The sequence below is a fragment of the Methanosarcina sp. UBA289 genome (genome assembly GCA_002496565.1).
Classification (GTDB): Archaea; Halobacteriota; Methanosarcinia; order Methanosarcinales; family Methanosarcinaceae; genus Methanosarcina.
Genome location: DAKJ01000018.1, coordinates 161338 through 183659, shown reverse-complemented (window position 1 = coordinate 183659; position 22322 = coordinate 161338). Strand labels below are relative to the sequence as shown.

The following is a 22322-nucleotide window of genomic DNA, read 5'->3' as shown; positions in this document are numbered from 1 at the left end:
TCTTAGCTCACATTGACAATATTTCAGTATTTATCCCAGCTTCCATTAGGCTTTTTTCAAAGTCAATCTCTTCTCCGTCGTATGTAAACGTAATCGACTCATCCGAGCAAATCTGGGCATTTTCAATTTTTTCTTTGTTTTTACCCAACATATCAATCAGCCTATGGACCTCAATCTTTACCTGTGAAATCTCTCGAATCTCTTCATCTATCAAATCAGATTTAAGACTGAAAAGGTTGTTCAGATCCCCAATATGATAATTTCCTTCTTTGTAATTTACTTTGAACAGGAGACGGGGAACCTGGCCGACTTTTGACCTGGAAATAAGGTTCTTAGTTCCATTCCACATTCCATCAAGAAGCAGATCTATATCTTCCTCTGAAAGTTTTGTATCCTTAGCAGCATTTTCATTAATAATTCCGTAAAAACTTATCAAAGAATAAGGTAAGAAATCCTCTTCACGGAACGTTTTCTGACTGGCTCCTTCCTTTGAAGCAAAAGCTCCTGTTCCGCGGAAATGCTTCATAAAGACCTTGTGCATTGATCTACCAATCTTAAACTGTACAGGACCAGTATGAGTTATAGAGCCGGTTTTCTCTTTTTCCTTGTCTTTGTCTTTGTCTTTTTTGTTTTGGACTTTGAGTTCTATAGGTACGGTACAACCAAAAAGACGAGTATCAATACATTTATTCAAAATATTTTCGTCAATATTCTTTTTCCCTGTTTCAAAAGCATCGAGAGGCTCTTTGATCGTTAAAAAATCTCTAGCTCTCAGTTTTGCATCTTGGATATCTCCCTTCTCGTCTGAAATTTCTCTCACAAAAATTTCTGCATCTCTAAACTTATTGAGATAATCTCTGATGGTTCTCTTGAGCCTAACATCCGTTACAAGGTTTATCCCTGTCTCTTCGTCAACCCTCGGTTTGTTTTCATCAAGTGGATCTCCGTTTGGGTTCCCATCTTTTATATCATATAAGAATACAATTTCAGATCTTCTGCTTACTTCCGTCATTTTCTATCTCCTTTTCAGATTTCGGTGACTTTAAGAGATTTGACATATTCATACCTAAAACAAAATAGAAACTGATTTCATCATTTGACATTTTCCAATCAGTTCCAGATTGAATCATGTATTTTGAGATCAGAGTTTCGAGTTCTTTATAATAGTTGGAATCATACTCTTCTAGTTTATTTTCAATCTCTGGGAGGATTTTCTTCACATAACGTTCATCAAGATTCAGGCCTCGAAGTTTAGTTCTAAAAGGGGTGCTCCCACGCTGGAATTTTTGAATGTTTAGCAGATACTGGACAAGCGTGCCTTCTAAAAAAATAGCTTTCTTTGAATCGGTATTGAAGAAATGTTCAAATTCCGAAAAGAGAACATTTGTTCGCACCTCATAACCATTGTTTTCCTTTTGTGTCATGTCACCTAATAAAGTCGATAAATTCTTAGAGTTCACACAATTACCTCCTGTATAATTCCCAAGCAAACATAAATTACTTAAAAAGTCTAACATTTGGAATCCCAGAAATAGAGAGTACCTTGTTGGATTTTCATTCCTGAAATCTTTTCTAATACGCTGCATAACATACTTTAACAGAAAATTATAATCAATTGATGTTCCTGCAAATATCCCGTTTGTGATTTCTAAAAAATATTTATTTAAATCAGGGTCATCTAGAGTATTCGGGAAGAACCATCTTACATTACCTAATGTGAACTGGATGGATTTTACTTCAGTATCGTTAGACACATAATTACTAAATATTCTTCTTTTGTCAACGATTTCTTTGGATTCGAAAAGCTCTCTTAATCTTGAAGGAAGGATGTCCTCTATATACAAAAGAATTCTATATGCTGAATTGGATTTTTCATAAAACTGAAAATTAAGGTTAAGATAATCGTCCTCCTCACTTAGAATTTCAAGGATATCGCTTTCATTGGCCTGTAAGAAATTCTTATACTCTTTACTAAATGTGAATTTCTTCTCATTGAATTTCTCAAAAATATCAAAAAGATTCTCGCTAGTGCTATTATTAAGTAGCTTAGGAATAAGGAGGAAATTGAATCCATAAAAACCAAAAGACATATATTTTTCAATATATTCTTTTCCCGCTGTTATTTTCAAGGCGCATTCTAGGCAAACGGGATTGTTTCTCCATGCCTTACTTTGGTCAAATCCTCCACTAACAAATCCCCTTTTATCTACAGTATAAAATTCATAGGGCGTAACGAAACCATAAACTTCTTTATGTGTCTTGCAAACAGAACATGTTTTATTATCGGCTTTAGAAATAATATCATATTTACTGTAAAACTTGGAAGCCCCATTGTTCTTAAGGATCTTACGAAATACTTCAAAATCTCCGACATATCTGGTGAAGTTATTTTCTTCAAGAACTAAGGTTAATATCGAATTCTCCTTTGCATCAACGGAATTAACTTTAGGTTCCAGATCTAAGAGTATTTTCTCTTCATTCTCTTTTATACACTTTCCAAGAAGCTCCAAAAATTGGATTTCTCCACTATTTAATATAGGCTTTGCTTCTTTCAAGGGTTTTGAAAACCAGCCTATAATCTTGTTAGAGAACGTTTTTTTGATTTCTGTGACTCGCGCAGTAGGAGTAATGTCTGGACCATTGGAGGACCCTCTCTTATAGAGATATTTTACAATTTTTTCTTTTGAGTACTCCTGATGCTCGATTTCTTTAAACTCAAAACTATTTTGGCAAGAAACCAACTTAATGCAAAATACATGTTTATAAGTTTCATTGCTTGCAGGGTTTTCAACTAGAATTGACACAAAATCATTTAAATCCTTGTTTTCTTTTTCGAGCGCATACTCACCAATTTCTTTCATCGCTTCGATCACAGAAATTACACCCTCATGGAAAGTCTAACAATATTTCTACTTTATTTATTAAGACTGTATTTTTCAAATTTAGATTGAGCTTGTGAACCATAAACGTTCATTGTTTACATTGTATATATCTATTTCTAATATTAATTATAATAACAAATGAATTAAATTAATATGTAGGATACTACTCACATAGTAAACCATTTAACCCAACCCCGCAATACTAAGCACTTAATGTCAAAACTTACACTTATCTCCACAATCTATTCCCTTGAGCCTGTCATCATCTGCGTGACTAGGCTTTCCCCTTCAAAAATTATACTGCTGTCAGAGGAAGGGGCGCCTGAAAAGAAGATGCAGTCTGAGGAAATGATCGAAAAAACGTTTAAAAACGCGCTTGAGATTGAAAAAAAGTACACATCTGTTTATGACACAGTGCGCGTGGCAAAGGATGTTGCTGAACTAATTGAACAGGAACATGATAGGGGCAACCAGGTAATTGTAAATGTGTCTGGCGGGCGGAAGCCACAGGCTTTTGGAGCACTTTTCGGGGCTTATGCAAGGAACGATATGGTGCAGAGAGTTGTGTATGTAACTGAAGAAGACAGTTTCATGATTGATTTTCCTGTGTTGAGTTTTAATCTCTCGGAAACAAAGAAATTAATACTTGAAGAGATCCAGAAAGGAGTTTCTTCGGTTACCCAGATTGCGGCGACTGCCGGAATTTCTAAAGGAATGACTTACAACCACCTTCGGGAACTCAAATCAATGGGATATATAGCCGATGGAGAAAACGGATACATTATTACGGATGCCGGAAGAATAGCATCGATTTGATTTTGAGAATGAGGCTTTAAAAATCATTTCGGCAGATCAATCAAGGAATGCCTTTCTTGATCGGATAAAACTCTCAATAGCCTATTTTCTTACTTTTCTCCCTAATCATTCACATTTTTTCTCAAAAAACTAATAACGAAAGTGTTAAAAATCCTATGCAGTTAAAGTAATCTCTAAAAAATCAAGATGAAGAGAACGTTATTATTAAAACGTTTCTAAATGTTAAACTCGTATCATAGCTGGGTAAATAGAACAAAATACTTGTGAAGAGATCCTTTTAACTGTAACGTAGACCAAAATTGTATGAATGAGAGCTCCTGCAGAATTGAATTGCAGGCAAAAGATACAGGAATAAAGGGGAACACCCGGGGAGTAAGGGGCAAAGATGCAGTATGGGGGTACTGTGTCGGAAAAGTTTCTTACTCCCTTCTACCTCTCACTTTTCGTCTCTAATTTTTAATATCTTTTCATTTTTGGTCTTCTGTAAAATTTCCCGTACTTAGCTTCGTTTTTTCCAGTTTTTTTCCATAGCTTTAGCTCTCAAATCTTCTGGCATTTTCTCTATTGCGTATCTGAGAGCGGTTCTAGGCATTTCTTTTTTGTTATTCATGACATATTCGAAGACTTCCTGCCTGTGGAGTTTGCTGGCTTCTTTGAGCATCCAGCCGTAACCTTTCTGGACCAGGTCATCCTTGTCTTTGAGCAGGAGATCTGAGATTTCAAAAACCTCGTTAAGGAAATTGCCTTTTCGGGCAGGCAGGATCAGGGTTACTGTGGCTGCCCGCCTTACCCACCTGTTATCCGATTGGGTCCAGGCTTTAAGATTTTCCACATACTTGGGAAATTTCTCTATAAAATATCCCACTGAATGATTGCAGAGAGTGTCACATTTAGCCCAGTTGTTGATATAGTTTTCAACCCAACGCTCAAAAGTAAAGAAATCGTCCTCAGAGTAATCATTTCTTACCTGGTAGGCCCACTCGGCTGCAATGTAGGCTTCTTCGCAGTAATCAGACCGAAAGAGTTCTTCGCATAGGGCAAAGATCTCTTTTTTGCTTTCAGACTCTATCTCATTAAAGTAATTTTTCGCAATTCTTCCCACAATTGCAGTCTTTATCCCATAGCAGCGGACTTCTTCTTTAAAAAAACGAGAAGAGCTGGCTTTCGTTTTCTCATCTACATTGAAGGTCAGGTCCTCTCTGATTCTGAGTATAATATTAGGTTCCACACTCTTCTATTTAATAAGAGGTGTATTTATTTTTATTTATATATTAACCATATTTTTATTTTGAGCTTCCGGAGAAAATAAAAAAGAAGATAAATTAAAACAGATTCTGAAAAAGTTTTTCATGAGGGAAATTCAATTTCTGTTTATGCCCAAAGTAAAAATTCGTCCTCAGGAACTCTTTGATGCCGAGCGTCTCTTTGACATAATTACACACACAAACCTTGAGTTCATTGAGTTTCCTATAAAAACTCTTGAAGAAGAAAGGTATTTTCTGCAGCTGAATGAAGCTAAAAGAGAGGCTAACTTTGAGCACAATTTTTCCATTCTCTATTACGGAAAACTTGTGGGTGCCTGTGGGATCAGGGTTGACCAGCATAGGCCCTGGATAGGAGAAATCGGGTATTTTATTGACAGGGAATATCAGGGAAAGGGGATTGCAACTGAGGCTGTAAGACAGCTTGAAAAATTTGGATTTGAAAAACTGGATTTACAGAGGATTGTTATTCTTATGGATACACGAAATCTTGCAAGCGAGCGAGTGGCCCAGAAATGCAGGTACGAAAAAGAAGGAATTATGAAAAGAGTCCATCGTGTTGGGGAAGATTATTACGACTGTTTCTTGTATGCGAAAACTAGGTAAGCCAGAAAGAAAAAAATGTTATACAGGTTGGAAAAATTCAGATCAGCCTGTAAAGAAGGATAAATATGCAGAATACCTGGATCTGATCAGACAAGCCCAATAGCCTGTACTAGGCTGTTCCCATACCAAATAACCATAAGATTATTTACGGTTACAAAAATACCAACGGATTCTATGATATGTTTTGTAAAGACCCATCTTTCTCTTGATGCTTTTATCACGGGAGCTACATAAAAAAGCAGGAAGATAAACCCTACTTTTACAAGTAGAAGATGATAAATCCCGTAATTTTCCAGAATCATGGCAGGAACCGGATTATATTCTGTTCCTCTCGGTAGGGCGTAAACAGTAGAGGCCCAATCTCCTATTACATAGAACAGAATAATAAAACGTATCTCGTAAAGGTAGGAACTGAACGAACCCCGAGTATTGCAAGCTTCCAACGAAGAACCCCCCAGAACTTCCCCGTTTTTCAGTAGAAGCAAAACTATATTATAAGATTATATAAACGCAAGAAACAAAAACAAGAAACTAAAATAGAGGTTAATAATTTTTAGAAAGGGCCTGTAAAGAATCTTTGGACAATTCAGAGCACAAAAACGTGTTAAAAGGGTGTAAGTATAATCAGTGAACTTGTTACGCTTGTCAGTTGTTGTACTCATAGATTTATTCAGGTTTATTTTCCTTGTTATTACCTTTTGAAATAGTTAACTGTAAACACTTAATATTAATAGTATAGGCTAGTTTGCTCATAGAAAAAATGAGTGGAATCTTAAATTCACAGCGTTCGTGAAATTTTTATCTAGATTTTCAGATAGATGGTAAAAATGACTCAAAACATGGATTCTCTAGGGAAGTCTGATTCTCCTTCCTTGCTGGAACTGAATAATGTAACCGTTGTCAGAAGCGGGAGAAAAATCCTTGATTCGATATCCCTGTCTATTGAGCAGGGAGAACATGTTGCAATAATAGGGCCTAATGGTTCGGGAAAATCTTCCCTCATCAAGACATTTACAAAGGAATATCACCCTCTTGCAGCAGCAGATGGACTTGTTCTGAATATCATGGGCAAAGGAACTTGGAATGTTTTTGAGCTCAGGAAATTACTGGGAATTGTCTCCGGCGATCTTCAACAGACGTACTGCCGCCAAGTAAGTGTGCTGGATGTTGTACTTTCAGGGTTTTTCAGCAGCATAGGAATTTACTATAACCATAAAGTTACTCCTGAAATGGAAACCATAGCACGGGACGTGCTTGAGTTTCTTGAGATTTCCCACCTTGCAGACAGGTTGATGTCCGAACTTTCCTCAGGAGAAGCCAGAAGGGTACTTATAGGGAGAGCCCTTGTTCATGATCCACAAGCCCTTATTTTAGATGAGCCTGCAAATAGCCTTGATCTCAAAGCCCTTCACAGCTTCCGTGAAAGTGTCCGGAAAATTGCAGGCTCGGGAAAGAGTATTATTCTCGTTACTCACACCCTTGAAGATATCATTCCCGAAATTAACCGTGTAATCCTCATAAAAAATGGAAAAATCTTCATGGATGGAGAAAAGAAAGAAATCCTGACCGATGCAAACCTCTCAGAACTTTTTTCCCTGCCGGTCGAAGTCATGGAAAAGAACGGTTACTACCAGGCCTTGATCTAAGTAATTTTCCTTTTTCTCTTTAACTTCTATCTATCTCCCAATTCTTCCCTCAGACCGAAGTTACAAGTTTCAATCGTTTCTTCATGCATGCTTCATCCCTTACAAATTTATCTTTTGATTGATACATTTTAATATTCACAGGTGAATTAAAAATATAAATTACACCTGAAACGGCAAAAGGTCTTGGGGGATTAAGATTTGGGAAAACATTTTGTTATAATTGCCGGAGAAGAAGCAGGCCCTAAATCTAATAAAATGGGCGGAATCTGGAATGTTATTCATGAAGAAGCACAAACTCTTGCCGCCCTTTTCGATTCTGGTAAACTCGATACAAAAGAAGACAAAGAGATCCTTGTTGTGGGCCCTTATTATGCGCACAGGGGTGCGGACTGGAATAGGGGGTTGAACCGGATTACGGATATGGGAGAGTTTGACTCCCTCAATCCTGGCGAGGAACTCCAGAAAAGCCTTGAATCCCTTGAAAAATCAGGTATCAAGGTATTTACAGGAAGCAAGTTCGTAGGAAAAAAGAAGATAGGCTATTTGCAGTTTCAAACCTCGGATTTTGGGAAAATCCGCTCAATGTATCTGGGAAGAGAGATGACCCTTGAAAGCAGGATAAAAGCTGAAGCCTATGAGCATCTTGGGCTTGATTCTCTGAGATACGAGAACATGCCAAACGGACCTGAATATACCCATTACCTCTGCCTTTCCTATGCGATTTCTGAGCTTGTTCGGCTCCTTATAAGTACAGCATCGGAAAATTCCGAAACCTCCGGCGCAGTTTCAACTCAGGATTTCATTCCCTGTCCCGGTGTATCTCTACACTGCCACGAATTTGGGGTGTTTTATGCGCCAGCCAGGCTTAAGAAACTCGGAATTCCTGTAAATACGGTTGCAACCCTGCATGCAACTTTGCCCGGGAGGACTGCAGGGTATAATTCCATCCTGAAAAGAAGGAATAATGATAGAACATGGCCTCCAGGCGTACCTGAAAACCTGGCTGCTTTGGAGGCTCTTGCTTCATATGCCGATACGGTTACTGCAGTCGGGGAGTCGACTCGACAGGAAGCCAAACTCTTTTACGGCATTAACGGGATTGTGATCCGAAACGGAATAACTATAGAATCCGATAAAATAGACTGGGACCTGAAAGAAAGTTCCCTTGAACGAATCCGAAAATTCCTTTCCGAAAATCTGTACAAATATCATGGAGGGGAAAGGATAGAACCTGAAAAAATAATCCCGATTTTTACAATCTCCCGTCTGGAAGTGGAAAATAAAGGGTATCCTGACCTTCTGGATTCTCTTGTTGATCTTGAGCATATAATAAAGAACAGCATTCTCGAAGGACATCTGCAGGAGGGAATAAGGGTAATCTGTTTCCTTGTTACGGCAGAAGGGCCCAAAAGGAACCTCCCATTGGGATTTCCTGTGAACCTGCCAAAAGAAGTGCTTGTAGGAAGCGAGCTGAGAATTCAGCAGATGATCGAGGAAAAGGGACTTGATTTTTCGAAAATGGTGAGGGGAAAACGCTCGGTTGCAGCACTTCTATATCCCCAGATCCTTTCAAGCTCCGATGGAGGGCTGGGCATGGAAGTCGGGGAGTTTATGGCAGGTTGTTGTGCAGGCATTTTTCCATCGCGCTACGATCCTTTCTTACTCACAGGGCTTGAAGCCGGAAAAGAAGGGACCCCAAGCGTGGTAAGCCGGGTCTGTGGATTCAGTGACGCCATAAAGACCATTGAGTCTCTTAAAGAAGTACTTGGAGGAGTGATAGTAGTAGACAATATTAATCTTTCCTACTACGAAACAGTCCTTGATTATGCCTTGGCAGTCAGCTATTTTACACGGAATTTTATAGAAGATAGGGTAAAGTACAAATTGCTCTGTAGGGAAGCCTTCCTCCTTGCAAAAGATATGGACTGGGAAGTTCCTACTGAACAATATTATGAGCTTATAAGTGGGGCCCGATTCTGTAAAGAAGAAAAATGATGCTGGCAGTGAATAAGAGGATAATTTAATTCTTCTGAATAAGAGGATAATTTAATTCTTCTGAATAAGGAAACAAGATCTAATGAGGTTTTCCTAAAATGTCAGAAATCAGAAAGCATTACTTTCTTTCCGAGTACTGTATAATTGCTGAAGAAAGAGCTAAAAGGCCTTCGGACCTTGCAGTCGCAGATAAAGATCATGGAAAAAACGACTCTGAAACCTGTCTTTTCTGCGGAGGTGCCGAGGAAAACACTCCGCTTGCTACTGCTGTATATAAAAGTGGGAAAATCTATTCCGATAACCCTGAAAAAAGGGTAAGCAACTGGGATTTTCGCTGCTTTCCTAATCTTTATCCTGTCTTTTCGCCATCTCCGGAATCTCCGGAGAAACAGGAAAATGGTCAAGAAGTCGAATCTGGATATGGTTTTCATGAAATCATCGTAGAATCGCCTTTGCATGGGAGACGGCTCGATGACTTTTCCGATTCTGAAATCTCAAGACTTATGAAGGTTTATAGAGACCGTACATGCAGCTTACCACCCGTAAAAAGATACGCTATGTTTCCCTGTTCAAAAATTCTGGGAAAAAACAGGGGCTTCGATTAACCACCTTTATAGCCAGCTTATTGCCCTTCCGTTTTGCCCCCCTCTTCTGGCAAGGGAATTGGAGGTTATCAGTAAAAAAGAGATATGCCCATAATGTGTTATCTTTGATATGGAAAAGGCATCTCCCCGTCTGATATTTGAGAATAACGAATGGATAGCCTTTACTCCTTATTCCTCAATGGGGCCATTTGAAGTATGGATTCTTCCCAGAAAGCATTATAGTTATCTTGGAGATTGCAGTGATAAATTACTTTTTGCTCTAGGGAACATCCTTAAAAATATTCTCAAAAGTTACGGACGAGTTCTCGGAAATCCAGCATTCAACTATATGTTTTACCAGCTCTCCGAAGCTCCTGAATATCACCTGAACATCAGGTTGTTCCCGAGAATTTCCGTTAACGCAGGTTTTGAACTGGGTACAGGAACTTATATCAATACGGTTTCTCCGGAAAGGGCAGCCTATTATTTGAGGGAGATTTTATGAGTATAGAATGAAGTCTGTAAAATAAACTCAAAAAGAAAAGCTGAGAACAGTTATTAAATTTTTAGACAAAGTTGTATGAAATATTAACAGATATGTTTATCTACCATTAAAAAGGAATAAAGTTAGGGAAGTATAAAATCTGTATCCTTAACGTGAAAACCATTTTTATATCATATAATCAAAACTATGCCCTTTTTGACTTTATATAGCCGATTGAAGGATTAAGGAGCATAGTATTAGGAAAGACTGCAATGACCTAAGTTCAGTAAACTTGGGATTAATAAAATTGATTAATATAGCTGATTACCTAATTAATATAACTGATTACCTAATTAATACAGCTGAATTCAGCAAACTAAAAAATGTAATTATTAGAAAGGCAAGGGGGAGCCTGCATTCTTTTTACTCCTTAACTCCCATTTTGACAAAAAGGGATAAGTGAGCTTATGAAAAAGATTCGAATAGGAATGTTTACTTGGGAAAGTCTGTATTCGATACGTGTGGGAGGTATTTCACCTCATGTATCTGAACTCTCTGATGCTCTTGCGGCAGAGGGAAATGAGGTCCACATGTTTACACGAGACCGTGAAAACAAAGATGAGATAATAAACGGGGTCTATTATCACAAGATTGCCTGCGATCAAAGTGGGGGAATTATAGAACAGATGGACCGGATGTGTGATGGTATGTATTGCCGGTTCCTTGAAGTAAGAGAAAGTGCAGGAGAATTTGATGTTCTACATGGCCATGATTGGCACCCCGTAAATGTTCTTTGCAGGATAAAAGCCCAGTTTGGATTACCTTTTGTGCTGACCTTCCATAGTACGGAATGGGGACGTAATGGAAATCGTCATGGAGACTGGTGGGAGGCAAAGGAAATCTCGCACAGGGAATGGCTTGGAGGCTACGAATCTTCGGATATTATCACGACCTCGACTGTATTGAAGGAGGAAATTAAGCATATCTACAAAATTCCCGATTACAAGCTGTGGGAAATTCCTAACGGTATAAATGTGGGTAAAATAAAAAGACAAATAGATCCAGGAGACGTAAAAAGGCATTATGGCATTCATCCTTGTCTCCCAGTTGTTCTTTTCACGGGAAGAATGTCCTATCAAAAAGGACCTGACCTGCTTGTGGAAGCTGCGGCTAAAGTCCTGAAAAAAAGAGATGCCCAATTTGTACTTATAGGCGAAGGGGATATGCGCTCGCGGTGCGAAAATCAAGCCCAGAAGCTTGGCATAGGAGATTCATGCAACTTCCTTGGATACGCTCCTGATAATACCGTAATCGACTGGTTCAATGCTTGCGATCTTGTGTGCGTGCCTAGTAGGAACGAGCCCTTCGGAATTGTAGTGCTTGAAGCTTGGGATGCAAAAAAACCAGTCGTTGCAAGTGATGCTGTTGCCCTTGTGGAAAATTTCAGGACAGGCGTTGTTGCTCATAAGGAGCCATCTTCTATCGCTTGGGGGCTCAACTACGTTCTTGAAGGACTTGGCCACAACCGAATGGGAGAAAAAGGTTACGATCTTCTTAAAAAGAGGTATAACTGGAAGACAATAGCTGAAAAAACTCTTGAAGTATATAAAAAAGTGATTGAAATACATAAAGCAAAGTAGCAAAAATCAGTTGAAGCCTAAGGACTCTAGACATAAGTATCCAAGACGGAAATACCTTTAATATTTTAATTTTTAATTATTTTTTCAATGATATCCATTTTTTAACTAATTTTCACAAATTTTCAAAGGGCTTCCGTATTCCTGAGAAATCGGAAACGGAGTCCTCTGTTTGTACAGGAATTATTTAGACTATATCTTCTTCGTCCTCTTCATCAAATTCCTTGTAGCTGTCACTTCCTACCATGGCAGCCGAGATAGAATCAATTCCATCAAGCCATTCAGCGACAATGCCGTAGGGAAGATCAGCCATAACCTCTTCAGGTAGGCTTTTCCCTTTAAGTACGAGCGCACCGCATTGTGCAGTATAGTCAAGGGCAAGCTCAAGGTTGTCTGAGGATTCTGCCTCAATGGCTGATTTTACAATCTCTACAATATCGGCTTCCTCATCATAGTCGCCCAGGATGTAGCATTCGAAGGCGACAATAACTCCCATGAGAGAGGTCTGGATGGAATCGATCATAAGGTTGATATCTTCAGAAATTGGCTCGACCTCGGAAAGTACAATGTCCCGGATCTCAGCCAGGATCTCCAGAGATTTTTCTTTGGAAAGCATGCCTTTATCAAAGCGTGCAGTTACTTTCAGGCAGGCAAGGATAACATCATCAACCATATTCACGAATATGGCACTTTCCTTTCCAGCTTCTTCTTCTGACTCCTTTATCTGGAAACCGCTCTCTCTTGCCCGTCCGAGCCAGTTTTCCCAGCGCTTTTGGGTATAAAATTCATAGGGGACCTGGTTCATTTCCTGTTCAGGCACTTATAACACCGCTTCTAACCTTTTTTATTTAATGATAATCAATCTTACTATTACTAAAATGTGTTCGTTTACGTTCACCAGGACAATTTCACCTTTCTCAGGGAATAGTTGGCTTCGCACCTGGAATCAAGGCTTTCGAGGACCTCTACAATTTTGCATTTATCCCCTTTTAAAAGCCCTTCAGGGTGGCAGATCTCATATGCTCCGCACTCTCTCTTGACACATTTTGGAGGCTCATACATAATTTTTGCCCCGTCAATTGCTTTTCTTGATTCCATCGTGGTCAGGATAGGTGCCCTGCTCACATCTACAGCAAGTACGCCGCTATCATGCAAGAAACATTCGTGGACGTCCTTGCTTCTAATTTTCTCTATCTTGTACCTGCGTCCGGGTTCAAGGTTAAGACAGGTATTTTTCAGCCGGCATTTCTTGCATTCTGGCATCTCACCTTTAAATATGAATTCCAGCCCTTCCCTTGCAAGCCGTGATCCGATAAGTGTTATTTTGGTATCGCTTTCTGTCATAATAATTCTTCCATTTAATTATTTTTCGCGCCTGTGCCCCATTTCTCAGGGGATACCTGAAGCTTATCCCGAGATAGTTTGCAACTCGTTATCAGGTTCAATTTTGATAATACTTTAATTGGAAATTCAGTGACTACTTGATTGGAAGTTAAATGGCTCTGGATTAACCGATTTCTTTTTAACCAGATATGGATTGCTGATTCCTTTACAAAACTTGGCTTTAAACTCTGATATCCTAAACAAACATTGATTCTTGGCTTTAGCTTGAATAAGAATAACTTTTCAATTTATGACCTTTGTGATTTTTGCAACTTTCTCAGCCGCGGAAGGGGTAAGGCCGCTCCCAAGAATTGTATAACGTTCCGGGCGAATACTGTGTGCATGTAGCAGGGCTTCGATTATATATTTATCTTCTATCCCCAGTTCTTCAGCAGTTACAGGAGCCCCTATTTTTTTTAAGGCATCCCTGATTTCCTGCCAGTTTCCTCCGTGGAGATACATCATCATAATTGTGCCAACTCCACACTGTTCTCCATGGAGTGCGGGTTTTGGGGCTATCCTGTCAAGTGCATGACTGAACATATGTTCCGAACCTGAAGCAGGTCTGGAAGAGCCTGCAATACTCATCGCAACCCCATTCGATACAAGGGCCTTTACCACAAGTCTTGCCGAAGTCTCGTGATCGGGCTTGATCGAATCTGCACAATCTATAATAACCCTGGCAGCCATACGGGAGATAGCTGCAGCATATGCCCCAAAATATTCATTCCTGAGCCTGTTTGCAAGTTCCCAGTCCAGTACTGCCGTATAATTGGAAATTATGTCTCCACAGCCAGCCGCAAGAAAACGGAAAGGAGCTGCTGATATAATCTGCGTGTCTGCAATAACGGCAATAGGAGCCTGGGCCTGTGCAGATGTACTTCTTCCATTATCGACAATTGAGGCACGGGAAGATGCAATACCATCATGAGAAGCTGCAGTCGGCACGCTAATAAATGGAAGTTCAAGCCGGGTCGAGGCAAGTTTTGCAAGGTCAATAGACCTACCACTTCCAACTCCAAGGATAAAATTAGCTTCCATTTCAAGTGACTTCTCTATAACCTTTTCAACCTCTTCCGTAGTAGTTTTGCAGGTTAGGATCGTTTCCGTGCTACTGCCTGCACTTTCAAGGAGGTTACTGACTCTCTTGCCTGCTATATCCCTTGTAGTACTTCCGGTTACTATCAGCGCATTTCCTTTAAGTTTCAGGTCACTGCAGACATCTCCAATTTCCTCAAGCACACCATGCCCGACAAGTACATCTCTTGGAAGCTGCATCCATTTTGCGCTGTTTTTGTCGATTGTCAATTTTATACCTACATCATTTATTCGATAAAGATAGATGGTAAATTGGCTCTTATAAACCCCAATATACGTACAAAGTCATGAATTTTGATTATCAGCAGACTGCAGCATATTAGGTACTATTATTAATATGTTAACTCATTAGATAATTGTTTATATTAAGTATGGAATATGTTTCAAGTATATTTTAATTCTGAATTATCATAATTCATAATTCTTTTATTCAGAACTTATTTAAGACCATTTCCGTGTTTATATCAGAATAATTTTTGTGTCTACATTATTCTAAATTCCATCTCTATACCATTATAATATGTATGACTATAACGCTAGAGTTATATGGATAATTATAAAAATAAAGTAATATACTAAGCTCAATATTTATAATATCTTTAACGCTTATTGGGATAAGACCTTCCGGAAAGAAATCTCATATATTAGAACGAACATTGCGCACTGGAGAAGAAGATTACCTTCTTGATTAAGGAAGTAAGTTCGCTGTATACATAGTATACTTAATTGTATTAGGATATTGCCATTTCGAATGAGTGATAAGATGAGTTTTTTAATAGATAAAATATCACAGTTTATTAATACCTATTATCTTGAGCCCATAAGAGGTGATGAAGGGTATAATGTTGTAAATACCTTTACCTGGGCAGTAATACTGGGTATTTGCATATTTGGAATTTTCAAGCTGCTCGAAAAGCTTGAGGTAAAAATAACTCCACGCTTTATCGCATCTGTTCTGCCTTTCGTACTTGCAGGTTCTTCTCTGCGTGTACTTGAAGATTCTCCTGCAGGTATTATCCACCCGCCATTTAGCTATCTTCTCATAACTCCCAATATTTATTTTTTGGTATTTGCGATAACCATAGGCTGTCTCTGGATCTCCATCAGGCTTCAGAAAGCAGGGTTGGTAAAGGATTTTCATCTAACTTTTGCAAGCTTCGGACTCTTGTGGTTTTTCGTAAATCTTGTTACACTCCTGCATTTCGAGAATATAGTGGCCCCTTACGTTCCCTTATTTGTACTCGGGGCAGGAACAGGGCTGACATTTATCTTTTATATAATTGCTCGCCATTTCAAGTCTTCTATATTTACCGATCCTCTGAACCTTTCTATCCTGATGGTTCAACTGATGGATGCTTCTTCAACGTACATAGGAATAGATACGCTTGGATACTATGAAAAACACGTAGTGCCCAGCTATCTTATCGATCTGACTGGCACCGCATTGGTTATGTATCCATTGAAGCTTATTATCTTCATAGGGGTTCTTTACGTGCTTGACACCCAGTTTGAGGATGACGAACGCTCCTTGAACTTGAAAGTGTTAATCAAAATGGTCATTTTGATCCTTGGGCTTTCTCCTGCAACCCGGAATACGATCCGGATGATGTTGGGAATCTAAGAAAAAGGTATTTGACAGGCGCCATATGTATTTGGATCAGGATTAATAAATCAGAATTATTGGTGGGGTAGGTATGGAAAGAGAGGACGATCATAATTCAGAAGAGATAAGAGCAGGAGTACAGATGTCAGAAACTCCTGAAGAAAAAATGGAAAACAGGGTATATGCTGCAGAGGAGAATGATTTTTTTCCCAGGAGCAGTTCGGCAGGCACCTGGCGCAGTATCCGAAAAGACCCGAAAAAAGGGTTTACTGGATATGTGCGTTTTATCTGGCCGTATATACTTATCATCAGCTTTGTATTTTTTGGATCCTTAGTTGCAGGTTATATTTCAGCTGAATATTTCCCTTCTATGGCTGATTCTCTCAGAGAAAGTTTCAGTTCTCGCTTTGAACCAATTATGACGATGAATCCTCTTTTCATAATGCTCGTAATCTTTCTTAACAATTCTTTTGTAAGCCTGCTTTTCCTGGTACTTGGGCTGGCGCTGGGCGTTCTTCCAGTACTTTTTATCGCTTTCAATGGATATCTTGTGGGAGTGATAGCTTATCTTGTAGCCCAGGAAAAAGGTATGCTCTTCATTTTGCTTGCTCTTCTCCCCCACGGGATAGTGGAACTGCCAATGGTCTTCCTGGCCGCGGCCATAGGACTTCGGCTCGGATACCAGGTATTTTCTGCCCTTATAGGCAGACCTACCCAGATCAAAAGAGAATTTAAAGAAGGACTCATATTTTATTTCCGTTGGATCCTGCCTCTTCTTCTGGTTGCAGCTATAATTGAGGCTTTTATTACGCCTTTTATATTGAGTTTTATTTAAAAAAGCGTCAAAAATTATGGAAAATCAGGGCCCGTAAACCAATGGAATATTTCAGATATCTGTTCTGGGCTGCTTTTTCCTGGCTTTAGAGCTTTTCTGGTTTTCCTTCCATTATATAAATGATTACTTATATTAGGAAGGGATTTAATAGGTAAAGCCGTTAATGGGGAAAACCTATCAGGATTTTTACTTCATAATACCTGGCAAATAGTCACAAGACTTGCATTTTGAGGAATCTCTACTTAAGTAGCAGGTTTGAAAAGTTATACCGATTATCAATCTCATTGAAAGGATTATTTCCAAAGCCAAGGAACATCAAATATGATTGACAGGAAAGAAATTAAGGAAATCGTTGAAGGCTATTATACTCACGCTGATAAGATAAAAATCGGAACTATAGGCTCTCATTCAGGGCTCGACATCTGCGACGGGGCAGTTGAAGAGGAATTCAGGACTCTTGCAGTCTGCCAAGCTGGCAGGGAAAAAACGTATAGTGAATATTTCAGGGCCCAGAGAGACATTTATGGGAAGGTAAAGAGGGGGATTGTTGACGAGACCGTTGTTTTCAAAAAATATAACGAGATTCTCCTGCCTGAAAACCAGAAGAAACTAGTTGATGAAAATGTACTTTTTGTCCCTAATCGTTCCTTTACCTCCTACTGCAGTATAGATGAGATCGAAGAAAAATTCAGAGTGCCTCTCGTAGGAAGCAGGAACCTCCTTCGAAGCGAGGAACGGAGTGAGCAGCAGAGTTATTACTGGATTCTGGAAAAAGCAGGACTTCCTTTCCCTGAAAAAATAGAGTCTCCAAAGGATATTAACGAACTTGTAATGGTCAAGCTCCCTCATGCCGTAAAAAAACTCGAAAGGGGATTTTTTACCGCTTCAAGTTATAAGGAATATTTAGAGAAATCTGAGGCTCTTATAAGACAGGGAGTTATTACTCAGGAAGCTCTTGAAAACGCAAGAATAGAGCGTTATATTATAGGTCCTGTGTTTAACCTTGATATGTTCTACTCTCCAATCGAACCGAAAATGAGTAAGCTGGAACTTCTTGGAATTGACTGGCGCTTTGAGACCAGCCTTGATGGACATGTAAGGCTTCCTGCCCCTCAGCAAATGGCCCTGGCTGAAAGCCAGTTAACCCCCGAATATACGGTCTGCGGGCATAATTCCGCAACCCTTCGCGAGTCTCTTCTTGAGAAAGTGTTCGAAATGGGGGAAAAATATGTAAAAGCTACTCAGGAACACTATGCTCCTGGGATCATAGGGCCTTTCTGCTTGCAGACTTGCGTTGATAAAGATCTTAACTTCTACATTTATGATGTGGCCCCAAGAGTAGGCGGTGGGACCAATGTTCATATGTCAGTAGGTCATTCTTACGGCAACTCGCTCTGGAGAAAACCAATGAGTACCGGAAGAAGGTTGGCCTTTGAGATCAAGCGTGCACTGGAATTGGAGAAACTTGACGCCATCGTCACATAAATTTATTAAGGCTTTCCGGCATTAGTAGATATTAACTATGCAGGATACCGTAAACTTTAAAAGTATCGCCTGAATCTGCAAGCCTTAAACAGCGATAAAAAAACATAATAATAGAATTTACCCGGATTTTCAATCCAGGAAATCCAGATTAAAGAATGGGCAGGAGAATATTTCCGCTCCCCAAGTCCCATTTTAGTTTATATGTTTCATTTCAATTACAGACCAGATTAGTTAAGGGTTGGAATCTGCGGACCTACTGGAAAAAGTAATTCCAAATTTTATGGTTCAGGTTTAGGATAAAGACCTGCCTTATATCGGATCACTTCACTTTACTGGAGGAAATTACAACTTGAGTCAGCCTTGTGTTAATATCGGCATGGTAGGCCATGTCGACCATGGAAAAACTACACTTGTTAAAGCCCTATCAGGCTTTTGGACAGATACACATAGTGAGGAAGTAAAAAGAGGGATTTCTATCAGATTGGGGTATGCAGACTCCCTATTCATGAAGTGTCCCAAATGTCCTTCCCCCCAATGTTACACAGTAGAAAAGACCTGCCCTAACTGTGGAGAAAAGACAGAAGAGCACAGGACTGTGTCCTTTGTAGACGCTCCTGGGCACGAAACCCTGATGGCGACTATGCTTTCAGGCGCTGCGATTATGGACGGTGCAGTGCTGGTAATTGCAGCAAACGAAGACTGTCCGCAGCCCCAGACAAAAGAACACCTTATGGCCCTGGATATTATAGGGATTAAAAATATAGTGATAGTACAAAACAAGATCGACCTTGTATCTAAGGAGCGCCTTCTCGAGAACTATCATCAAATAAAGGAATTTGTTAAAGGCACGGTCGCAGAAAATGCTCCTGTAATCCCGATCTCTGCCCAGCAGAACATCAATATTGATGTCCTTATCGATACTCTGGAAACCGTGATTCCTGCTCCTGTCCATAAAATGGATAAGCCTGCCAGCATGTTGATTGCCCGTTCTTTTGACATTAACAAACCAGGGGCTTCAATTGATGAAATGCGCGGAGGAGTTATCGGAGGAACTCTGACTGAAGGAGCCCTTCATCCGGGAGACGAGCTGGAAATAAGGCCAGGAATTAAGGTTACAACCGAAGGCGTTACACGATGGGTTCCGATTTTAACAACGATTTCATCTATCTTTGCAGGCACGACAAAGGTGGATGAAGCAACTCCCGGAGGTCTTTTGGCTATTGGAACTCATCTTGACCCTACCCTGACAAAAGGTGACTCTTTAACAGGACAGATTGCAGGCGCACCTGGGACCCTTCCCGACACTAGGCACCAGTTCGTCATGGAATTACACCTGCTCGATAGGGTAGTAGGAGTTACAAGGGAAGAAAAAATCAACGAAATCAAGACAAGTGAACCTCTCATGCTCAATATAGGAACTGCAACCACAGTTGGAGTGGTTACAAGTGCCAGGAAAAATGAAGCACAGGTTGCCCTTAAACGCCCTATTAGTGCAGCTATCGGATCAAGGGTTGCTATCAGCAGGAGAATTGACTCTCGGTGGCGGCTTATTGGAGTAGGGGTAATTAAGAGTTGAAAGTTATAATCGATACTAATGGGTTCATGATCCCGGTCCAGTTCGGAGTAGATATTTTTGAAGAACTTAAAAGGCTGGGATTTGACGAATTTTTTGTGCCTGAGGCTGTAGTATTCGAGATAGAAAAACTCATAAAGCGGGAAAGAGGTTCGGACAGAACGGCTGCAAAGGTTGCCAGGTCCATGATGGACAGATGCGAGCGTATAACTCCTGCTGTAGGCCCTGCAGATGATGTAATTCTCAGGCTGGCAACGGAAATGGGAGCAGCTGTCCTGACAAACGACATCGGGTTGAAGCGCAGGCTTGCTGAAAAAGGAATCCAAACCATATCCTTACGCCAGAAAAACAAACTGGACTTTGTCTGAACCATGTTATTTTACCGGGCAGCATTAAATTAATTGTTTTTACGGGTGATTAGCAGATGTATAAAATGATGAAGCTCGTTGATACTGTTCGTATTCCTCCTACCCTTTTAGGGGAAGAGGTGGCGCAAACTGTTAAAAACGCGTTAAGAGAAAAACTTGAGGGGCAGGTTGACAAAAAACTTGGTTCCCTCGTTGCGATTTGCAAGATCGTCGAGATAGGGGAAGGGCACATCCTCGTAGGAGACGGGGCAGTATATTATGATGTAACATTCGAAGCAATAATGTTCGTGCCTGAACTCCAGGAGATTATTGAGGGTGAAGTTGTTGAGGCCGTTGGTTTCGGAGTTTTCGTAGGTATGGGGCCAATGGACGGATTGCTTCACGTCAGCCAGATTACGGATGACTTTATTTCATACGACGCCAAGAACGCAAGGCTTGTGACAAAGAATGGAGGCAAATCCATTGCTGAAGGTGACCATGTAAGAGCCAGGGTTGTTGCTGTCAGTATCAACGAAAGAGAACCTAAGGAAAGCAAAATAGGCCTTACCATGCGTCAGACTGCTCTCGGAAAGCTGCAGTGGCTAGAAGAAGCTCGTAAAAAGAAGCAGTCTCATGAAGCTGTTACTGAAGGAGCCGCCTGATTAGGAAGAGGATTTTTATGGCAGAAAAAGTATGTAGACACTGCATGAGAGTCCTGGAAGGGCAAAACTGCCCCATCTGCGGGACTTCGGACCTTGCGGAGGAATGGAGTGGGCTTGTAATTATCCTGGACGCTGAACGCTCAGAAATAGCAAAAAAGCTTGGGGTTGACATTCCGGATAAATTTGCTCTGAAGGTGCGCTGATTTGAGTGTTCATATTGAGCTTCCGAGAGAACTTCGTCCACTGATGAAGAAACCCCTGGGTACACTCTACAGAGGCAGGGGCAGGGATACTATTGAGAAGTTTGCAGGGGAGCTTGGAAGCCCCACAAAACTTATATCCGTAGGTGATGTTACTACTTTCCACCTGCTTGAGTCCGGGATTATTCCAGACATCTGTATTGTGGACAACCGCACCAAAAGGAAACCGGTTTCCAGTGATGTCTCAGCCCGGAATATGGACAAAGTTTACGACGAAGTATCTGTGGACAACCCTGCAGGAATTATTACCGATGAGTTGATTAAAACCCTTTGTGAAGCTTTTGCTTCCGAAAAACCTCTCAGGATCTTTGTAAGAGGAGAAGAGGATCTGGCAACCCTTCCTGTAATCCTTCTGGCTCCTCTGAATGCTGTGGTCCTGTATGGACAGCCCGATGAGGGTGTGGTCTTTGTGAAGGTCACTGAGGAAAAAAAAGGGGAGATCAGAACTCTCTTTGAGAAACTCATCAGCAAAAATCAGAATTACGAATTGGACAAGCTACGGAGAATTTTAGATGGATATAAGAATTCTTAAAGACAAGAATAATTCACTTTTAAATCGAAGGGAACTGGATTTCATTGTGAAATATGAAGGTTCGACTCCTTCCAGAAATGACATAAAGAATAAACTCGCTGCAATGCTGAACGCCCCTCTTGAACTGCTGGTAATCCAGAGAATCAAAACCGAATATGGAGTACAGGAAGGCAAGGGCTATGCCAAACTCTACGAGAATGCTGATCGCATGAAGGAGGTAGAGCTGGAATACGTCTTGAAGAGAAACGCTATTCCAGGAACTGAGACCGAGGGAGAAGAGGCTTAAGCGAGGTGCATATACATGGCAGTAAAAGATTACTATAAAGTCCAGGGCGACTCCGTAACCAGAATTAAACAGTTCTGTCCCAGATGTGGACCAGGTACATTCCTCGCCGATCACAAGAACCGCCTCGCCTGCGGAAAGTGCGGCTATACAGAATTCAAGAAGTAACCCATTTCAAGAATTTATCTGACTCTTTTTCAACCCGAACCGCAGGGATTTTCCTGTGGTTCTTTTCATTTTCTCATCTTTGCCTCATTCAAGCTTTCTGATCATCTGCGCCGAAAAATTGGAAAACCAGAATCTAATTCTCAAAATTGGATCTGTGGATGGAAACTAATTTATTTTTGGA

General features: G+C 40.3%; 25 protein-coding genes. 18 read left to right on the top strand and 7 right to left on the bottom strand.

What is annotated here, in order from left to right:
* Positions 1–7: 7 nt before the first annotated feature.
* Together cas7b and BP549_RS08725 are read right to left on the bottom strand one after the other, a co-directional pair.
* Entirely contained in the window at positions 8–1012 is a 1005-nt protein-coding gene (gene cas7b / locus BP549_RS08730) for a type I-B CRISPR-associated protein Cas7/Csh2 (RefSeq protein WP_292379869.1), read from the bottom strand.
* Positions 987–2873, bottom strand: a complete 1887-nt coding sequence (locus tag BP549_RS08725; RefSeq protein WP_292379867.1) for a TIGR02556 family CRISPR-associated protein — start codon at positions 2871–2873, stop codon at positions 987–989. The genes cas7b and BP549_RS08725 overlap by 26 nt, the downstream gene beginning before the upstream one ends.
* A gap of 222 nt (positions 2874–3095) precedes the next feature.
* Between BP549_RS08725 and csa3 the strand changes: the two genes are divergently transcribed.
* Positions 3096–3698: a CRISPR-associated CARF protein Csa3 gene (gene csa3, locus BP549_RS08720; RefSeq protein ID WP_292379862.1), complete on the top strand. Its 603-nt coding sequence runs from the start codon at positions 3096–3098 to the stop codon at positions 3696–3698.
* Positions 3699–4001: 303 nt separating this feature from the next.
* Positions 4002–4151 (top strand): hypothetical protein, encoded by a 150-nt coding sequence (locus BP549_RS08715; protein ID WP_292379860.1) that lies wholly within the window; start codon positions 4002–4004, stop codon positions 4149–4151.
* A gap of 46 nt (positions 4152–4197) precedes the next feature.
* Here the strand turns inward: BP549_RS08715 and BP549_RS08710 are convergent, their stop codons facing one another.
* Positions 4198–4926: a DNA alkylation repair protein gene (locus BP549_RS08710; protein WP_292379858.1), complete on the bottom strand. Its 729-nt coding sequence runs from the start codon at positions 4924–4926 to the stop codon at positions 4198–4200.
* A 145-nt stretch (positions 4927–5071) separates the two neighbouring features.
* Here BP549_RS08710 and BP549_RS08705 point away from each other — a divergent pair, with 145 nt between their 5' ends.
* Complete coding sequence (locus BP549_RS08705) at positions 5072–5566, top strand: GNAT family N-acetyltransferase (protein ID WP_292373363.1); 495 nt, start codon at positions 5072–5074, stop codon at positions 5564–5566.
* Between the two features lie 86 nt (positions 5567–5652).
* On the opposite strand, the gene BP549_RS08700 is transcribed toward BP549_RS08705, so the two are convergent.
* Entirely contained in the window at positions 5653–6009 is a 357-nt protein-coding gene (locus BP549_RS08700) for a hypothetical protein (RefSeq protein WP_292379855.1), read from the bottom strand.
* Between the two features lie 375 nt (positions 6010–6384).
* Here BP549_RS08700 and BP549_RS08695 point away from each other — a divergent pair, with 375 nt between their 5' ends.
* The 5 genes from BP549_RS08695 to BP549_RS08675 all read left to right on the top strand — a co-directional run bounded on the left by BP549_RS08695 (position 6385) and on the right by BP549_RS08675 (position 11915).
* Positions 6385–7212, top strand: a complete 828-nt coding sequence (locus BP549_RS08695; RefSeq protein ID WP_394339074.1) for an ABC transporter ATP-binding protein — start codon at positions 6385–6387, stop codon at positions 7210–7212.
* 198 nt (positions 7213–7410) lie between these two features.
* Positions 7411–9207 (top strand): glycosyltransferase family 4 protein, encoded by a 1797-nt coding sequence (locus BP549_RS08690; protein ID WP_292379850.1) that lies wholly within the window; start codon positions 7411–7413, stop codon positions 9205–9207.
* 98 nt (positions 9208–9305) lie between these two features.
* On the top strand, positions 9306–9812 hold the full coding sequence (locus BP549_RS08685) for a hypothetical protein (RefSeq protein ID WP_292379848.1): 507 nt from the start codon (positions 9306–9308) through the stop codon (positions 9810–9812).
* A gap of 109 nt (positions 9813–9921) precedes the next feature.
* Positions 9922–10296, top strand: a complete 375-nt coding sequence (locus tag BP549_RS08680; RefSeq protein ID WP_292373371.1) for a hypothetical protein — start codon at positions 9922–9924, stop codon at positions 10294–10296.
* Positions 10297–10742: 446 nt separating this feature from the next.
* Positions 10743–11915 carry a glycosyltransferase family 4 protein gene (locus tag BP549_RS08675; RefSeq protein WP_292379846.1) on the top strand — a complete coding sequence of 391 codons (1173 nt, stop codon included), beginning with the start codon at positions 10743–10745 and terminating at the stop codon, positions 11913–11915.
* 184 nt (positions 11916–12099) lie between these two features.
* Here the strand turns inward: BP549_RS08675 and BP549_RS08670 are convergent, their stop codons facing one another.
* The 3 genes from BP549_RS08670 to BP549_RS08660 form a co-directional block, all read right to left on the bottom strand.
* Positions 12100–12732: a DUF2150 family protein gene (locus BP549_RS08670; RefSeq protein WP_292379844.1), complete on the bottom strand. Its 633-nt coding sequence runs from the start codon at positions 12730–12732 to the stop codon at positions 12100–12102.
* A 74-nt stretch (positions 12733–12806) separates the two neighbouring features.
* Entirely contained in the window at positions 12807–13256 is a 450-nt protein-coding gene (locus tag BP549_RS08665; RefSeq protein ID WP_292379842.1) for a UPF0179 family protein, read from the bottom strand.
* A 282-nt stretch (positions 13257–13538) separates the two neighbouring features.
* Entirely contained in the window at positions 13539–14609 is a 1071-nt protein-coding gene (locus BP549_RS08660) for an NAD(P)-dependent glycerol-1-phosphate dehydrogenase (RefSeq protein WP_292373462.1), read from the bottom strand.
* 547 nt (positions 14610–15156) lie between these two features.
* Between BP549_RS08660 and BP549_RS08655 the strand changes: the two genes are divergently transcribed.
* The 10 genes from BP549_RS08655 to BP549_RS08610 all read left to right on the top strand — a co-directional run bounded on the left by BP549_RS08655 (position 15157) and on the right by BP549_RS08610 (position 22141).
* Entirely contained in the window at positions 15157–16014 is an 858-nt protein-coding gene (locus tag BP549_RS08655) for a DUF63 family protein (RefSeq protein ID WP_292380778.1), read from the top strand.
* Positions 16015–16087: 73 nt separating this feature from the next.
* A complete protein-coding gene (locus tag BP549_RS08650; protein ID WP_292379840.1) occupies positions 16088–16831 on the top strand; it encodes a stage II sporulation protein M in 744 nt (247 codons plus the stop codon).
* 321 nt (positions 16832–17152) lie between these two features.
* Positions 17153–18316: a formate--phosphoribosylaminoimidazolecarboxamide ligase family protein gene (locus tag BP549_RS08645; protein ID WP_292379839.1), complete on the top strand. Its 1164-nt coding sequence runs from the start codon at positions 17153–17155 to the stop codon at positions 18314–18316.
* Positions 18317–18665: 349 nt separating this feature from the next.
* A complete protein-coding gene (locus tag BP549_RS08640) occupies positions 18666–19892 on the top strand; it encodes a translation initiation factor IF-2 subunit gamma (RefSeq protein ID WP_292373380.1) in 1227 nt (408 codons plus the stop codon).
* Entirely contained in the window at positions 19889–20257 is a 369-nt protein-coding gene (locus BP549_RS08635) for a DNA-binding protein (protein ID WP_292373382.1), read from the top strand. Before BP549_RS08640 ends, BP549_RS08635 begins: the two co-directional genes overlap by 4 nt.
* Before the next feature lie 56 nt (positions 20258–20313).
* Positions 20314–20898, top strand: a complete 585-nt coding sequence (locus tag BP549_RS08630; RefSeq protein ID WP_292379837.1) for a DNA-directed RNA polymerase — start codon at positions 20314–20316, stop codon at positions 20896–20898.
* 17 nt (positions 20899–20915) lie between these two features.
* Positions 20916–21101 (top strand): transcription elongation factor subunit Spt4, encoded by a 186-nt coding sequence (spt4, locus tag BP549_RS08625; RefSeq protein ID WP_292373386.1) that lies wholly within the window; start codon positions 20916–20918, stop codon positions 21099–21101.
* 1 nt (position 21102) lies between these two features.
* Entirely contained in the window at positions 21103–21690 is a 588-nt protein-coding gene (locus BP549_RS08620) for a GTP-dependent dephospho-CoA kinase family protein (RefSeq protein WP_292379834.1), read from the top strand.
* On the top strand, positions 21671–21976 hold the full coding sequence (locus BP549_RS08615) for a 30S ribosomal protein S24e (RefSeq protein ID WP_292373390.1): 306 nt from the start codon (positions 21671–21673) through the stop codon (positions 21974–21976). Before BP549_RS08620 ends, BP549_RS08615 begins: the two co-directional genes overlap by 20 nt.
* 15 nt (positions 21977–21991) lie before the next feature.
* Positions 21992–22141: a 30S ribosomal protein S27ae gene (locus tag BP549_RS08610; RefSeq protein ID WP_048109017.1), complete on the top strand. Its 150-nt coding sequence runs from the start codon at positions 21992–21994 to the stop codon at positions 22139–22141.
* Positions 22142–22322 lie beyond the last annotated feature (181 nt).

What these genes read in the sequence shown, in the direction of transcription:
- BP549_RS08675 (WP_292379846.1), top strand. Translation starts at nt 10,743, where the DNA reads ATGAAAAAGATTCGAATAGGAATGTTTACTTGGGAAAGTCTGTATTCG.
- BP549_RS08695 (WP_394339074.1), top strand. Translation starts at nt 6,385, where the DNA reads ATGGTAAAAATGACTCAAAACATGGATTCTCTAGGGAAGTCTGATTCT.
- BP549_RS08650 (WP_292379840.1), top strand. Translation starts at nt 16,088, where the DNA reads ATGGAAAGAGAGGACGATCATAATTCAGAAGAGATAAGAGCAGGAGTA.
- BP549_RS08655 (WP_292380778.1), top strand. Translation starts at nt 15,157, where the DNA reads ATGAGTTTTTTAATAGATAAAATATCACAGTTTATTAATACCTATTAT.
- BP549_RS08685 (WP_292379848.1), top strand. Translation starts at nt 9,306, where the DNA reads ATGTCAGAAATCAGAAAGCATTACTTTCTTTCCGAGTACTGTATAATT.
- BP549_RS08630 (WP_292379837.1), top strand. Translation starts at nt 20,314, where the DNA reads ATGTATAAAATGATGAAGCTCGTTGATACTGTTCGTATTCCTCCTACC.
- csa3 (WP_292379862.1), top strand. Translation starts at nt 3,096, where the DNA reads ATGTCAAAACTTACACTTATCTCCACAATCTATTCCCTTGAGCCTGTC.
- BP549_RS08680 (WP_292373371.1), top strand. Translation starts at nt 9,922, where the DNA reads ATGGAAAAGGCATCTCCCCGTCTGATATTTGAGAATAACGAATGGATA.
- BP549_RS08665 (WP_292379842.1), bottom strand. Translation starts at nt 13,256, where the DNA reads ATGACAGAAAGCGATACCAAAATAACACTTATCGGATCACGGCTTGCA.
- BP549_RS08610 (WP_048109017.1), top strand. Translation starts at nt 21,992, where the DNA reads ATGGCAGTAAAAGATTACTATAAAGTCCAGGGCGACTCCGTAACCAGA.
- BP549_RS08715 (WP_292379860.1), top strand. Translation starts at nt 4,002, where the DNA reads ATGAATGAGAGCTCCTGCAGAATTGAATTGCAGGCAAAAGATACAGGA.
- BP549_RS08645 (WP_292379839.1), top strand. Translation starts at nt 17,153, where the DNA reads ATGATTGACAGGAAAGAAATTAAGGAAATCGTTGAAGGCTATTATACT.
- BP549_RS08615 (WP_292373390.1), top strand. Translation starts at nt 21,671, where the DNA reads ATGGATATAAGAATTCTTAAAGACAAGAATAATTCACTTTTAAATCGA.
- BP549_RS08705 (WP_292373363.1), top strand. Translation starts at nt 5,072, where the DNA reads ATGCCCAAAGTAAAAATTCGTCCTCAGGAACTCTTTGATGCCGAGCGT.
- spt4 (WP_292373386.1), top strand. Translation starts at nt 20,916, where the DNA reads ATGGCAGAAAAAGTATGTAGACACTGCATGAGAGTCCTGGAAGGGCAA.
- cas7b (WP_292379869.1), bottom strand. Translation starts at nt 1,012, where the DNA reads ATGACGGAAGTAAGCAGAAGATCTGAAATTGTATTCTTATATGATATA.